Origin of the sequence: Cupriavidus agavae (assembly GCF_004217045.1) — a bacterium.
In the GTDB taxonomy this organism is placed as follows: Bacteria; Pseudomonadota; Gammaproteobacteria; order Burkholderiales; family Burkholderiaceae; genus Cupriavidus; species Cupriavidus agavae.
In genome coordinates this window covers 2,422,467-2,436,202 of the sequence record NZ_SGXM01000001.1, presented here as the reverse complement: position 1 = coordinate 2,436,202, position 13,736 = coordinate 2,422,467, and the positions used below count along the sequence as shown (strand labels likewise).

The 13,736-nt window shown below is 68.1% G+C and carries 11 protein-coding genes; 3 read left to right on the top strand and 8 right to left on the bottom strand.

The window, feature by feature from the left end; genetic code table 11:
- Positions 1-43: 43 nt before the first annotated feature.
- From EV147_RS11045 to EV147_RS11010, 8 genes are all read right to left on the bottom strand, one after another.
- Positions 44-649 (bottom strand): nucleotidyltransferase family protein, encoded by a 606-nt coding sequence (locus tag EV147_RS11045; RefSeq protein ID WP_130391113.1) that lies wholly within the window; start codon positions 647-649, stop codon positions 44-46.
- Positions 646-1,701: an XdhC family protein gene (locus EV147_RS11040; protein ID WP_130391112.1), complete on the bottom strand. Its 1,056-nt coding sequence runs from the start codon at positions 1,699-1,701 to the stop codon at positions 646-648. Before EV147_RS11040 ends, EV147_RS11045 begins: the two co-directional genes overlap by 4 nt.
- Positions 1,674-2,231 (bottom strand): CoxG family protein, encoded by a 558-nt coding sequence (locus EV147_RS11035; RefSeq protein WP_130391111.1) that lies wholly within the window; start codon positions 2,229-2,231, stop codon positions 1,674-1,676. The genes EV147_RS11040 and EV147_RS11035 overlap by 28 nt, the downstream gene beginning before the upstream one ends.
- Entirely contained in the window at positions 2,131-3,438 is a 1,308-nt protein-coding gene (locus EV147_RS11030; protein WP_130391110.1) for a vWA domain-containing protein, read from the bottom strand. The genes EV147_RS11035 and EV147_RS11030 overlap by 101 nt, the downstream gene beginning before the upstream one ends.
- A 1-nt stretch (position 3,439) precedes the next feature.
- Complete coding sequence (locus EV147_RS11025; RefSeq protein ID WP_130391109.1) at positions 3,440-4,333, bottom strand: AAA family ATPase; 894 nt, start codon at positions 4,331-4,333, stop codon at positions 3,440-3,442.
- Between the two features lie 78 nt (positions 4,334-4,411).
- A complete protein-coding gene (locus EV147_RS11020) occupies positions 4,412-5,212 on the bottom strand; it encodes an FAD binding domain-containing protein (protein ID WP_130391108.1) in 801 nt (266 codons plus the stop codon).
- Between the two features lie 10 nt (positions 5,213-5,222).
- Positions 5,223-7,616 carry a xanthine dehydrogenase family protein molybdopterin-binding subunit gene (locus EV147_RS11015; protein ID WP_130391107.1) on the bottom strand — a complete coding sequence of 798 codons (2,394 nt, stop codon included), beginning with the start codon at positions 7,614-7,616 and terminating at the stop codon, positions 5,223-5,225.
- 12 nt (positions 7,617-7,628) lie between these two features.
- A complete protein-coding gene (locus EV147_RS11010) occupies positions 7,629-8,144 on the bottom strand; it encodes a (2Fe-2S)-binding protein (RefSeq protein WP_130391106.1) in 516 nt (171 codons plus the stop codon).
- 262 nt (positions 8,145-8,406) lie between these two features.
- Between EV147_RS11010 and EV147_RS11005 the strand changes: the two genes are divergently transcribed.
- The 3 genes from EV147_RS11005 to EV147_RS10995 all read left to right on the top strand — a co-directional run bounded on the left by EV147_RS11005 (position 8,407) and on the right by EV147_RS10995 (position 13,599).
- The gene (locus EV147_RS11005) at positions 8,407-8,985 is read left to right on the top strand and encodes a YqaA family protein (protein ID WP_130391105.1); all 579 of its coding nucleotides are present in this window, start codon (positions 8,407-8,409) and stop codon (positions 8,983-8,985) included.
- A gap of 184 nt (positions 8,986-9,169) precedes the next feature.
- Positions 9,170-13,144, top strand: coding sequence for a DUF3683 domain-containing protein (locus EV147_RS11000; protein ID WP_130391104.1), 3,975 nt, complete (start codon positions 9,170-9,172; stop codon positions 13,142-13,144).
- A gap of 11 nt (positions 13,145-13,155) precedes the next feature.
- On the top strand, positions 13,156-13,599 hold the full coding sequence (locus tag EV147_RS10995; RefSeq protein ID WP_130391103.1) for an HIT family protein: 444 nt from the start codon (positions 13,156-13,158) through the stop codon (positions 13,597-13,599).
- The last annotated feature ends 137 nt before the right edge of the window (positions 13,600-13,736 follow it).

Genomic DNA, 13,736 nt, shown 5'->3' with positions numbered 1-13,736 from the left:
TGAACGGCTGGCGCGTCAACAGCCCATCACGCATGAACCCGACCTAAACCAGATCTCCCGGCAAATCCACATCCCGGAACGGCCCATCGTCCTCTGTCAGAATCCGCGTCACGGGCTGCGTCTTCAGCAACTCGCGCGCGCCTTCGTCGCCATCGAGCTTCAACAGTTCATCGCGCCACGCGGCGCCAAATCCCACCGGATGTCCGCGCCTGCCGTCCCGCCACGGCGCGGCAATCGTGTTGCGCGCGGTGATTGTCAGTGCCACCGCACGCACCAGTTCCATCGACAGCCACGGCATGTCCGCGAGCGCCACGACCCAACCCCGTGCATCGGGACTCGCGGCCACGCCGGCACGCAGTGCCGCGCCCATGCCAGCCTCCGCTTCGGCGGCTTCCACCACCTTGCAGCCGCCGCGCCGCAGTTCCTCCGACAGTTCGGGATGGCCGGGCCGTACCACGGCGATCGAGTGCGGCAGGCCCGCCGCCAGCGTGCGGGCGCTGCGCCACGCCACGGTGCGGCCATCTGGCATCTTCTCCATGAGCTTGTTGCGCAGGCCGGCGGGATCGAAGCGACGGCCGAAGCCGGCAGCCAGCAGGATGCCGGTGGGCAGGTCGGTCTGCGTGAGCGGGGCGCGGGCGGGCTTCGTCATGGCTGGGCGGCGGTGATGGTCTGGCCTTGGGGAAGGATCGGACACTCGGACTCGCCGGCCGCGATCTCGCGCGCGGCCTTGGCGCCCTCCACCTGGAGGATGTCCGGCAGCGAGACATGGTTCTTGGCCGCGATGACCTCGGCCAGCACCGAAATGGCGATCTCGGGCGGCGTGCGGCTGCCGATATAGATGCCCACGGGGCCATGCAGCCGCGCCAGTTGCTGGTCGGTCAGGTCAAACTCCCTGAGGCGTTCGCGGCGCGCCTGGTTGTTGCGGCGCGAACCGAGCGCGCCGACATAGAACGCCGGCGTGCGCAGCGCCTCCATCAGCGCCAGGTCATCGAGCTTGGGGTCGTGGGTCAGCGCGATCACGGCGCAGCGCTCGTCGAGCTTCATGGCCTCGACGGTGTCGTCGGGCATCGTCCGCACCATCGTCACGCCGGGAATGTCCCAGGTCTCGGTGTACTCCTCGCGCGGATCGCAGACCGTGACCTGGAAGCCGAGCCCCACGGCAATCTGGCACAGGTACTTCGACAACTGCCCGGCGCCGATCACCAGCATGCGGTAGCGCGGGCCGTGGATGGTCTGCAGCGTCGCACCGTCGAACGACAGCCCGTCGGCCGCCTCGGCGTGCCCGAGCGTGGCGCGGCCGGTGGCCATGTCCAGCGTGCGGGCCACCAGCCGGCCGCCTTCGACGGCACGCAGCAGCGCGTCGATGCCGCTGTGCGCGGCCAGCGGCTCGGCCACCAGTTCGATGGTCCCGCCGCAGGGCAGGCCAAAGCGATGCGCCTCCTCGGCGCTGATGCCGTACTTCATCGCCTCGGGCACGGTTGCCCGGATGCCTTCCCGGTGCACGCGGTAGATGATGTCGTCCTCGATGCAGCCGCCCGACACCGAGCCCGCCACCAGGCCATCGTCACGCACCGCCAGCATCGCGCCTTCGGGCCGGGGCGACGAGCCCCACGTGCGCACCACCGTCACCAGCAGTACGCCGTGGCCTTCCTGCTGCCACCTGACACTGCTCTTCAGGACTTCGAGATCCACGCTGTCCATGATCGTTTCCGCTTCCTGTCTTCATCGCCACCGGCATCGCCATCCGCATCGCCGGCGGACTCGTTGCCCTGGGTTTCGTCATTGCCGTCCGGGCCGCTCACGGCCTCGGTGAATCGTGCGAAGAACGCGTCCGCCATCTTGCGCGCGGCGGCATCCACCAGCCGCGAGCCGATCTGCGCGATCTTGCCGCCGACCTGCGCCTGCACGGCGTAGGTCAACAGCGTCTCGTCGCCTTCGGGCGCCAGCGTGACCTTTGCCGAGCCCTTGCCGAAGCCCGCCGCGCCGCCCTGGCCGTCGAACTGGATCGTGTAGCTGTCGGGCGCCGCGATATCGAGCAGGGCCATGCGCCCCTTGAAGCGCGCCTTGACCGGGCCCACCGCGGCAGTCAGCGCCAACTGGTACGCGTTCTCGCCGTCGGGCTCGATGCTCTCACATCCGGGGATACATTGCTTGAGCAGCGCCACGTCGTTCAGCGCTTCCCACGCTACCTGCTGCGGCACGGGCAGGCGCTGGGTCTGGGTCATTTCCATGGGGGCGTCCTTGGCGTTGGTTCATGGGTGGAACGGCGGCGGCCGGGGTGTCGGCCAGCAGCGCCTCGAGCGCGAACAGGCTGTCGAGGTTGTGCGCGGGATGCAGGGCATCCACATGGGGCAGGATGGCCTGGATGCCGCGCGCCTGCGGCGTGAAGCCGGCGTAGCGCAGCAGCGGATTGAGCCAGACGATGCGGTGCGCGAAGCGGCGCAGGCGCGCCATCTCGTCGGCCAGCAGGTCGATCTGTTCGAGGTCGATGCCGTCGCTGACGAACAGCACCGTGGCGCGCCCGGAGAGCGTGCGGCGGGCCCATTGGCGGTTGAACGTGGCCAGCGCGGCACCGATGCGCGTGCCGCCGGCCCAGTCGCGCACCTGTTCGGTGATCAGCGTGACCGCTTCGTCGGGATCGCGCTCGCGCAGCGCGCGGGTCACGTTGGTCAGGCGCGTGCCGAACAGGAAGACGTGCATGCGCTCGCGGCCCTGCATCAGCGCGTGGCAGAAGTACAGCACGGCGCGCGAGTACTGGCTCATCGAGCCCGAGATATCGAGCAGCAGCACCACGGGCGGTTTGCGGCGGGCGTGGCGGCGGAACTTCCAGCGCAGCCACTCGCCGTGCTGGCGTACCGCCAGCCGGGCGCTGGCGCGCAGGTCGGCATGGGTACCGGTAGCGGACGGCTTCAGGCGGCGCGTGCGCTGCAGCGCCAGATGCGCGCGGCGGGTGCGCACCAGATGCTGCAGCGCGCGCCACTCGTCGGCGGTCAGGGTTTCGAAATCGCGGCTCGCCAGGCGCTCCTGATCCGAGAACGTCAGCGGCGCGGTGAAGCGCTCCTCGCGCGGCGGTTCCGCAGGTGTCGGCGGCGCGGGCTGGCGCGCGGCCAGTGCATCGGCCAGCCGGTTGCTGCGTTTCGGCGGCGGCGCGCCAGCATCGACACGCGGCAGCAGCATCGCGCGCAGCTTGCCCTCCCAGTCGGGGTCGCGCCAGAACAGGTCGAACGCGGCGTCGAACAGCGGGCGCTGGTCGGGCCCGGACAACACCAGCGCGGCCAGCGCGGCGCGGACTTCGTCGCGCTGGCCGATATCGACGTGGTGCAGCGCGGTCAGCGCATCGACGGCATGGGCCGGCGAGAGCCCGAAGCCCGCGTCGCGCAGCAGCCGCATGAAATGGGTGACGTTGCGCGCCAGCATCGGCAGCGGGGCGGTCAGCATGTCAGGCGGGGGTGGGGCCGGCCAGCAGTTCGGCGATGGTCGGGCCATCGGCGCGTGCCAGGTCGTCCTGGTACTTGAGCAGCACGCCGAGGGTGTCGCGTACCGATTGGGGATCGAGTTCGGTCACGCCCAGCGCGGCCAGCGCGCGGCTCCAGTCGATGGCCTCGGCAATGCCGGGTGCCTTGAACAGGTCGATGCCGCGCAGCCGGTGGATGAAATCGACGGCCTGCCGTTGCAGCGCGGCGGCCGCCTCGGGCGCTCGGGCGGCCACGATCTGGAGTTCGCGCTGGCGGTCCGGATAGCCCATCCACTGGTAGAGGCAGCGGCGCTTGAGCGCGTCGTGTACCTCGCGCGTACGGTTGGACGTGATGACGATCAGCGGCGGCCGCTCGGCCCGCAACACGCCGATCTCGGGAATCGACACCTGGTACTCGGACAGCACTTCCAGCAGGAAGGCTTCGAACGGCTCGTCGGCCCGATCGATCTCGTCGATCAGCAGCACGCGCGGCACGCCCGGCGCGGCGGGGTCGGGCAGCAGTGCCTCCAGCAGCGGGCGTTTGAGCAGGAATTCGTCGCGGTAGAGCGACTGTTCCCCGGGCCGTTCGCCGCGCGCCTCGGCCAGCCGCAGCGCCATGATCTGGCGCGGATAGTCCCATTCGTACAGCGCGCTGGCGGCATCGAGCCCCTCGTAGCACTGCAGCCGCAGCAGCCGCGTGCCGAGCATGGCGGCCATCGCCTGCGCCAGCGCGGTCTTGCCTACCCCGGGTTCGCCTTCCAGAAACAGCGGCCGCTGCATGCGCAGGGCGAGATAGAGCACGGTAGCGGTTTCGCGGTCGGCGAAATATTGCTGCGCGGCGAGTTGTGTGAGGGTGGTGTCGATGGAGTCTGGAAGCATTGTTCAGTGCAAATACCCTTCGCTATGCGCTCCCCTCTCCCATGAAGTGGGAGAGGGGAGCAACCAACCACTACCGCGTCAACCCCTCAACGCCGCCTCCACCGCCCTTGCCGCCAGCACCGGAATCAGATGCGCCCGATACGCCGCCGAGGCATGGAGATCGGTATTCAGCCCGGACGCGTCCATCTTTACCGCGCGCGCCGCTGCCGGCGTGAAGCTTGCGGCCAACGCCTGTTCCAGCGCCGGCGCGCGGAACACGCTGTCTGCCGCGCCGGTGACCGCCACGCGCACGGTCTGGCCGGTGCGGGCCACCATCACGCCCACCAGCGCAAAGCGCGAGGCCGGGTTGCGGAACTTGACGTAGCCGGACTGCTCGGGCACCGGGAAGCGCACCGCCGTGATCAGCTCGTCGGGCGCCAGCGCGGTTTCATAGAGACCCTTGAAGAAGTCGTCGGCGGCAATCTCGCGGCGGTCGGTGATGACCGTGGCGTTGAGCGCCAGCACCGCCGCCGGGTAATCGGCTGCCGGGTCGTCGTTGGCGAGCGAGCCGCCCAGCGTGCCCAGCGCGCGCACCTGCCGGTCGCCGATGCCGAGCGCCAGCGCGGCCAGCCCCGGGATACGGGCCTTGACCTCGGCGTTGGCGGCCACGTCGGCATGGCAGGCGGCGGCGCCGATCACCACGGCATCACCCTGGACCTTGATGTCGGCCATGCCGGGAATGCGCGCCACGTCGACGAGCATCGAGGGCGCGGCCAGGCGCAGCTTCATGGCGGCGAGCAGGCTCTGGCCGCCGGCCAGGAACTTGGCGTCGCCATCGGACTTCAGTTTGGCCACCGCTGCCTGGGCATCGGTGGCGCGTTCGAACTGGAATGCGTACATGTGGTGTCCCCTAGGCAGTGGCGCCCTGCGAAGCCTGTGCGGCCTGAATGGCCTGCCAGGTGCGGTGCGGTGTGGCGGGCATCTGGATATCGCGCACGCCGAGCGGCGCCAGCGCGTCGACCAGCGCGTTGATGAAGGCCGGCGGCGAGCCGATGGCGCCAGCCTCGCCGCAGCCCTTCACGCCAAGCGGGTTGTGCGTGCACGGCGTGCCCGACGAGGTTTCCACCGTGAAGTCGGGCAGGTCGCCGGCGCGCGGCATCGCGTAGTCCATGTACGAGCCGGTCAGCAACTGGCCGCTGTCGGGGTCGTAGATGCACTGCTCGTACATCGCCTGGCCCAGTCCCTGGCCGATACCGCCATGCACCTGGCCTTCGACGATCATCGGGTTGATCACGTTGCCGAAGTCGTCCACGGCCGTGAACTTGATGACTTCGGAGCGGCCGGTGTCGGGGTCCACCTCGACCTCGCAGATATAGGCGCCCGACGGATAGGTGAAGTTGGTGGGGTCGTAGAACGCGTTCTCGTTGAGGCCGGGCTCCAGCTTGTCGAGCGGGTAGTTGTGCGGCACGTAGGCGGTCAGCGCCACCTCGCCGAACGTCTTGGTGCGGTCGGTGCCGGCCACGCGGAACACGCCGTCGCTGAACTCGATGTCCGTGTCCGACGCCTCCAGCAGGTGCGCGGCAATCTTTTTCGCCTTGGTCTCGATCTTGTCGAGCGCCTTCATGATGGCCGAGCCGCCCACGGCCAGCGAGCGCGAGCCATAGGTGCCCATGCCGAACGGCACCCGGCCGGTGTCGCCGTGCACGATCTCCACGGCGTCCAGCGCGATGCCGAGCCGCTGCGCCACAATCTGCGCGAAGGTGGTTTCGTGGCCCTGCCCGTGGCTGTGCGAGCCCGTGAACACCGTGACGGTGCCCGTGGGGTGCACGCGGATCTCGCCCACCTCGAACAGGCCGGCCCGTGCGCCGAGCGCGCCGGCGATGTTCGACGGCGCCAGCCCGCATGCCTCGATGTAGCACGAGTAGCCAAGCCCGCGCAGCTTGCCGCGCTGCTTCGCCTCGTCGCGCCGGGCCGGAAAGCCGGCCACGTCGGCCAGTTCCTGGGCGCGTGCCAGGCAGGGTTCGTAGTCGCCGGTGTCGTAGGTCAGGCCCACCGGCGTGGCGTACGGGAAGTTGCGGATGAAGTTCTTGCGGCGCAGCGCGGCGGGATCGGTGCCCAGCTCGCGCGCGGCGGCCTCGACCAGCCGCTCGACCACGTAGGTGGCTTCGGGCCGGCCCGCGCCACGGTAGGCGTCGACCGGCGCGGTATTCGTGAAGACCGCCTTGACCTCGGCGTAGATGGCCGGCGTGGCGTACTGGCCGGCGAGCAGCGTGGCATAGAGGATGGTTGGCACGCTGCTGGCGAACGTGGACAGGTACGCGCCCATGTTGGCCACCGTGTGCACCCGCATGGCGAGGAACCTGCCGTCGGCGTCCATCGCCAGTTCGGCCTTGGTCACGTGGTCGCGGCCGTGGGCGTCGGTCAGGAACGATTCGCTGCGCTCGGCCGTCCACTTGACCGGGCGGCCGATCTTCTTCGAGGCCCAGGTCAGCGCCACGTCCTCGGGGTAGAGGAAGATCTTCGAGCCGAACCCGCCGCCGACATCGGGCGCAATGATGCGCAGCCGCGACTCGGGCAGCCCGAGCACGAACGCGCCCATCAGCAGGCGCTCCACATGCGGATTCTGGTTCGAGACATAGACCGTGTAGCCGTCGTCCTGGCGCGTGTAGCTGGCGTTGACCGCGCGCGGCTCGATGGCGTTGGGAATCAGCCGGTTGTTGACGATCTCCAGAGTGGTCACGTGCGCGGCGCCGGCGAACGCGGCATCGGTGGCGGCCTTGTCGCCGTGGCCCCAGGTGTAGCAGGTGTTGGCGGGGACGTCATCGTGGACCATGGTCGAGGCCGACGCGGCATCGGCCGGGCTGACCACGGCGGGCAGCTCCTCGTAATCGACATCGACCAGCTCGGCGGCATCGCGCGCCTGCTGCAGCGATTCGGCAATGACCAGCGCCACCTGGTCGCCCACGTGGCGCACGCGGTCATGCGCCAGGGCAGGGTGGGGCGGCTCCTTCATCGGCGTGCCGTCGATGCTGTGGATCAGCCAGCCGCACGGCAGGCCGCCCACCTTGTCGGCGGCCATGTCGGCGCCGGTCAGCACGGCCACCACGCCCGGGGCAGCCAGTGCCTGCGCGGTATCGACCGAACGGATGCGCGCATGGGCGTGCGGGGAGCGCACGAAGCAGGCGTAGCTCTGGTGGGGCAGCGTGACGTCGTCGGTGTACTGGCCGTTGCCGGTCAGGAAGCGGTAGTCTTCCTTGCGCTTGACCGATGCGCCGATCAGCGATTGGGTTTCGGGTGCGTTCATGGCGGGCCTCCGTTATTCGGCGCTGGCCGTGGCCAGGTCGCTCTGCTGCGCGGTGCCCTTGCCCTGCATCGCGGCCTGGCCCTGCTGCACCGCACGCACGATGTTGTGATAGCCGGTGCAGCGGCACAGGTTGCCGTCGAGCTGATCGCGGATGGCGTGGGCGTCGGCGTCGGGCTGCTGGGCCAGCAGCGAGGTGGCGGCCATCACCATGCCCGGCGTGCAGAAGCCGCACTGCAGGCCGTGGCAGTCGCGGAACGCCTGCTGCATCGGGTGCATCTCGCCGTTGCGCGCCAGCCCCTCGATCGTGGTGATGCTGGCACCTTCCGCCTGGAGGGCCAGCATGTTGCAGGATTTCACGGCGCGGCCGTCAAGATGGACGGTGCAGGCGCCACACTGCGCGGTGTCGCAGCCCACGTGGGTGCCCGTGAGGCGCAATTGCTCGCGCAGGAACTGGACCAGAAGGGTATGGGGTTCGACCTGGACGTCAACGGGCTTGCCATTGACCGTCAGGCGGAGGGAAATCGCCATGCTTGTCTCCATTGTGGGTGCGCGCATGGCAAGCTCCGCCGAATCCCGAATTGACACTGCGCGGGACTGGCCACGACGCGGTACTGCCGCTTGGTTGGGACGGCTATTTCGTGATATTGGTGCTGCCGGGTACTGTCGGTGTTGATGCCCGGTGGTGGCGGCGCAATGAACGAATCGCCGCAACAGGCTCTAACAGTTAATCACAAATCCCCCGGGCTCGCCATGCGGTTTCCCCTGCCGGCAGCCCCGCGCCCCTTCTCGTATGGAAGCTTTTACCGACTGGCTGTTCGACACGGTGGCCCTGCCCAAGGTGGGGCTGCCGGCGATCTTCGTGGTCAGCCTGATCAGCGCCACGCTGCTGCCCCTGGGCTCGGAGCCGGCGGTGTTCGGCTACGTCAAGCTGAACCCGGACATGTTCTGGCCGGCCGTGCTGGTGGCCACGGCGGGCAACACCGTGGGCGGCGCCATCGACTGGTGGCTGGGCTATGCCGCCAAGCTGGCCGTGGTGCGCTACCGCCAGCGGCGCCAGCACCACGAGCACGAGATCGAGCACGCCCAGCACCGTCCCCACCCGCGCAAGCCCCACAAGCCCAAGCTCGACGCGAAATACTTCCGCTGGATGAAGCGCTGGGGGCCGCCGACCATGCTGCTGTCGTGGCTGCCTGCCATTGGTGATCCATTGTGCACTTTAGGCGGCTGGCTGCGGCTGCCGTTCTGGCAGAGCGTCTTCTATATGGCGATCGGAAAGTTCGCGCGCTACCTGATCATGACGGCCAGCCTGCTGTGGATTCCGGACTCGTTCTGGCGCGGCGTGGGCGAGGCCATCCGGCAGTGGTTCTGAGCTTCGGCGCCAGATACAGCAGGAAAATGCCCGAAACGGGGCGAATCCCTGACAAAGCTGGTGGTTATTGCCACGAAGTGGTCTTGTTGCAGTGCGGCAAAACGGGGCGTTGCAGTACAATCGCCCTTTAATGACGAAAAATTGCGCACCGTCCCCGTGCGCTGCTTCAAAAGCGGTCCCGCCCATGAACGCCCCACTCGTGCTCGACGCCAAGCTCGCAGCGCAGGACGCCCCGCCGCGCCTGCGCGAGATCCCCTATAACTACACGTCGTTTTCGGACCGCGAGATTGTTATCCGTCTGCTGGGCGAGGAAGCCTGGCGCATCCTGGACGAACTGCGCGGCGAACGCCGCACCGGCCGCTCCGCCCGCATGCTCTACGAGGTGCTCGGCGATATCTGGGTGGTCCGCCGCAACCCCTACCTGCAGGACGACCTGCTCGAAAATCCCAAGCGCCGCCAGATGCTGGTGGATGCGCTGCATCACCGCCTCGCCGAAATCGAGAAGCGCCGCGCTGCCGACCGCGCCGAGCATGCCGAACCGGCCGCCGAGGACCGCTCGCACCGCGTGGAGCAACTGGTGGTGTTCGCCAAGCAGGCGATCGAGGCATTCAAGCAGGAATTCGCCGATGCCTACGCGCTGCGCAAGCGCGCCCAGCGCGTGCTGGGCCGCGTGACGCAGAAGGACAACATCAAGTTCGATGGCCTGTCGCGCGTCTCGCACGTGACCGACGCCACCGACTGGCGCGTGGAATACCCGTTCGTGGTGCTGACCCCGGACACCGAGGAAGAGATCGCCGGCCTGGTCAAGGGTTGCTTCGAACTCGGCCTGACGATCATTCCGCGCGGAGGCGGTACCGGCTACACCGGCGGCGCCGTGCCGCTGACGCCGTTTTCGGCCGTCATCAATACTGAAAAGCTCGAACGCCTCGATGCGGTCGAGATGACCGACCTGCCCGGCGTGCCGCACAAGGTGGCGACGATCTTCTCGGGCGCCGGCGTGGTCACGCGCCGCGTGGCCGATGCCGCGGACCGCGCCGGGCTGGTCTTCGCGGTGGACCCCACCTCGATCGATGCCTCGTGCATCGGCGGCAACGTGGCGATGAACGCGGGCGGCAAGAAGGCCGTGCTGTGGGGCACCGCGCTCGACAACCTGGCCTGGTGGCGCATGGTCGATCCGGAGGGCAACTGGCTCGAGATCGCCCGGATGGACCACAACCTCGGCAAGATCCACGATGTGCCGGTGGCCACGTTCGAACTGACGTGGTCGGACGGTAACCGCGCCCCGGGCGAGAAGGTGCTGCGCACCGAGACGCTGGTCATCGAAGGGCGCAAGTTCCGCAAGGAAGGTCTCGGCAAGGACGTCACCGACAAGTTCCTGGCCGGCCTGCCCGGCGTGCAGAAGGAAGGTTGCGACGGCATCATCACGAGCGCGCGCTGGATTCTGCACCGCATGCCGAAGCACGTGCGCACGGTCTGCCTGGAGTTCTTCGGCCAGCCGCGCGACGCGATCCCCAGCATCGTCGAGATCAAGGACTTCCTCGATAGCGAGTCGAAGCGCGAGGGCGGCGCCATCCTGGCTGGCCTGGAGCATCTGGACGAACGCTACCTGCGCGCGGTGGGCTATGCCACCAAGAGCAAGCGCAACGCGTTCCCGAAGATGGTGCTGATCGGCGATATCGTCGGCGACGACGAGGACGCCGTGGCCCGCGCCACGTCCGAGGTCATCCGCATGGCCAACGGCAAGAGCGGCGAAGGCTTCATTGCCGTGAGCCCCGAGGCGCGCAAGAAGTTCTGGCTCGACCGTTCGCGTACCGCCGCCATCGCGCGCCACACCAACGCCTTCAAGATCAACGAAGACGTGGTGATTCCGCTGCCGCGCATGGGCGAGTACACCGATGGCATCGAGCGCATCAACATCGAGCTGTCGATCAAGAACAAGCTCAAGCTGACCGACGAACTCGAAGCGTTCTTCGCCCGTGGCAACCTGCCGCTGGGCCGCAGCGACGACGCCAACGAGATTCCCAGCGCCGAACTGCTCGAAGACCGCGTGCAGCACGCGCTGACGCTGCTGCGCGAGATCCGCCAGCGCTGGCTCTACCTGCAGGACCACCTCGACACGCCGCTGCAGACGGCCAGGGCATCACTGATCGGCCACGGCCTGGGCCTGCTGGGCCCGGCCTTCGAGCAGCGCCTGCAGGGGCAGCCGGACGCCACGGTGTTCCATCTGCTGCAGGACCGCACGATCCGCGTGAGCTGGAAGCAGGAGCTGCGCGCCGAACTGCGCAAGATCTTCAACGGCGGCGAGTTCAAGCCCATCCTCGACGAGGCGCAGAAGATCCACAAGCAGGTGCTGCGCGGCCGCGTCTTCGTGGCGCTGCACATGCACGCGGGCGACGGCAACGTGCACACCAACCTGCCGGTCAACTCCGACGACTACGACATGATGAAGGAGGCCCACCGCGCGGTGGCCCGCATCATGGATCTCGCGCGTTCGCTGGACGGCGTGATCTCGGGCGAGCACGGCATCGGCATCACCAAGCTGGAGTTCCTGACCGAGGAAGAGATCGGCGAGTTCCGCGCGTACAAGCAGCGCGTGGACCCGCAGGGCCGCTTCAACAAGGGCAAGCTGCTGCCGGGCGCCGACCTGCGCAACGCGTACACGCCGTCGTTCGGCCTGATGGGACACGAGTCCATCATCATGCAGCAGAGCGATATCGGCGCGATTGCCGACAGCGTCAAGGACTGCCTGCGCTGCGGCAAGTGCAAGCCGGTGTGCGCCACGCACGTGCCGCGCGCCAACCTGCTGTACAGCCCGCGCAACAAGATCCTGGCCACGTCGCTGCTGGTGGAAGCGTTCCTGTACGAGGAGCAGACGCGCCGTGGTGTCTCGATCAAGCACTGGGACGAGTTCTCGGACGTGGCCGACCACTGCACGGTCTGCCACAAGTGCGTGACGCCGTGCCCGGTCAAGATCGACTTCGGCGACGTGTCGATGAACATGCGCAACCTGCTGCGCAAGATGGGCCAGAAGAAGTTCAACCCCGGTGCCGCCGCGTCGATGTTCTTCCTGAACGCGACCAACCCGCAGACCATCAACCTCGCGCGCACCGCGATGATGGGCGTGGGCTACAAGGCGCAGCGCCTGGGCAACGAGGTGCTCAAGAAATTCGCGAAGAAGCAGACCCAGCATCCGCCCGCCACGGTTGGCAAGCCGCCGGTGCAGGAGCAGGTAATCCACTTCATCAACAAGAAGATGCCGGGCAACCTGCCCAAGAAGACGGCGCGCGCGTTGCTCGATATCGAGGACAACGAGATCGTGCCGATCATCCGCAACCCGAAGACGACCACGGCCGAGACCGAGGCCGTGTTCTACTTCCCGGGCTGCGGCTCGGAGCGGCTGTTCTCGCAGGTGGGGCTGGCCACGCAGGCCATGCTGTGGCATGTGGGCGTGCAGACCGTGCTGCCGCCGGGCTACCTGTGCTGCGGCTATCCGCAGCGCGGCGCCGGCCAGTATGACAAGGCCGAGAAAATGGTCAGCGACAACCGCGTGCTGTTCCACCGCGTGGCCAATACGCTGAACTACCTCGACATCAAGACCGTGGTGGTGAGCTGCGGTACGTGCTACGACCAGCTTGCCGGGTACGAATTCGACAAGATCTTCCCGGGCTGCCGCATCATCGACATCCACGAATATTTGCTGGAAAAGGGCGTCAAGCTCGAAGGCGTCACCGGTACGCGCTACATGTACCACGACCCCTGCCACACGCCGATCAAGACGATGGACCCGACCAAGCTGGTCAACGACCTGATGGGCGGCAACCAGGGCGCCGGCAAGATCGAGAAGAACGACCGCTGCTGCGGCGAATCGGGCACGCTGGCCGTGACGCGGCCGGACATCTCCACGCAGATCCGCTTCCGCAAGGAAGAGGAAATGCGCAAGGGTGCCGACAAACTGCGCACCGGGGAATTCAATGGCGACGTCAAGATCCTGACGAGCTGCCCGTCGTGCCTGCAGGGCCTGTCGCGTTACAACGAGGACGCAACGGTAACCGCCGATTACATCGTCGTGGAGATGGCCCGGCACCTGCTTGGCGAGAACTGGATGCCGGAGTACGTGGCCAAGGCGAATTCGGGCGGGATCGAGCGGGTGCTGGTCTGAAGCCGCCAGCCATGCACCGACATCCCAACTGCCCCCTCTGCGAAGCCGACGGCGGCGAGCTGGTCTGGATGGGCGACCGTGCGCGCGTGATCCTGGTCGAGCAGGACCGCTTTCCCGGGTTTTGCCGCGTGGTCTGGAACGAGCACGCAGCCGAGTTGACCGACCTCGACGAGGCCGACCAGGCCTGGCTGATGCGCCTGGTGGCGCGCGTCGAGCGCCTGGTGCGCGAGATCATGACGCCGGACAAGGTCAATCTGGCGGCCTTCGGCAACATGGTGCCGCACCTGCACTGGCACATCATCCCGCGCTACCGCTGGGACACCCACTTCCCCGAGGCAGTCTGGGCGGCGCCCCAGCGGGCGGCCGAGCCGGACCGGATCGCCGAGCTGGCGGGCCGGCTGCCGGCGCTGCGGCTGGCGCTGTCGGCACTGTCCGAACCGGGAAGCGCGGACTGACAGGCCGGGCGCCGGCGGAATCGCGCGGATCGTTGCGTCGGCGCACGGTTTTCCGTGGCTTGGTAAAGTGCCGTAACGGTCTGGTACGGAACCCGCCCGCGCGGCGGGGCGTCTGACTCCGGTCGAACAACAACATG

Excerpts from the sequence above, each read along its gene's own strand:
- EV147_RS11045 (WP_130391113.1), bottom strand. The coding sequence starts at position 649 with ATGACGAAGCCCGCCCGCGCCCCGCTCACGCAGACCGACCTGCCCACC.
- EV147_RS11040 (WP_130391112.1), bottom strand. The coding sequence starts at position 1,701 with ATGGACAGCGTGGATCTCGAAGTCCTGAAGAGCAGTGTCAGGTGGCAG.
- EV147_RS11035 (WP_130391111.1), bottom strand. The coding sequence starts at position 2,231 with ATGGAAATGACCCAGACCCAGCGCCTGCCCGTGCCGCAGCAGGTAGCG.
- EV147_RS11030 (WP_130391110.1), bottom strand. The coding sequence starts at position 3,438 with ATGCTGACCGCCCCGCTGCCGATGCTGGCGCGCAACGTCACCCATTTC.
- EV147_RS11025 (WP_130391109.1), bottom strand. The coding sequence starts at position 4,333 with ATGCTTCCAGACTCCATCGACACCACCCTCACACAACTCGCCGCGCAG.
- EV147_RS11020 (WP_130391108.1), bottom strand. The coding sequence starts at position 5,212 with ATGTACGCATTCCAGTTCGAACGCGCCACCGATGCCCAGGCAGCGGTG.
- EV147_RS11015 (WP_130391107.1), bottom strand. The coding sequence starts at position 7,616 with ATGAACGCACCCGAAACCCAATCGCTGATCGGCGCATCGGTCAAGCGC.
- EV147_RS11010 (WP_130391106.1), bottom strand. The coding sequence starts at position 8,144 with ATGGCGATTTCCCTCCGCCTGACGGTCAATGGCAAGCCCGTTGACGTC.
- EV147_RS11005 (WP_130391105.1), top strand. The coding sequence starts at position 8,407 with ATGGAAGCTTTTACCGACTGGCTGTTCGACACGGTGGCCCTGCCCAAG.
- EV147_RS11000 (WP_130391104.1), top strand. The coding sequence starts at position 9,170 with ATGAACGCCCCACTCGTGCTCGACGCCAAGCTCGCAGCGCAGGACGCC.
- EV147_RS10995 (WP_130391103.1), top strand. The coding sequence starts at position 13,156 with ATGCACCGACATCCCAACTGCCCCCTCTGCGAAGCCGACGGCGGCGAG.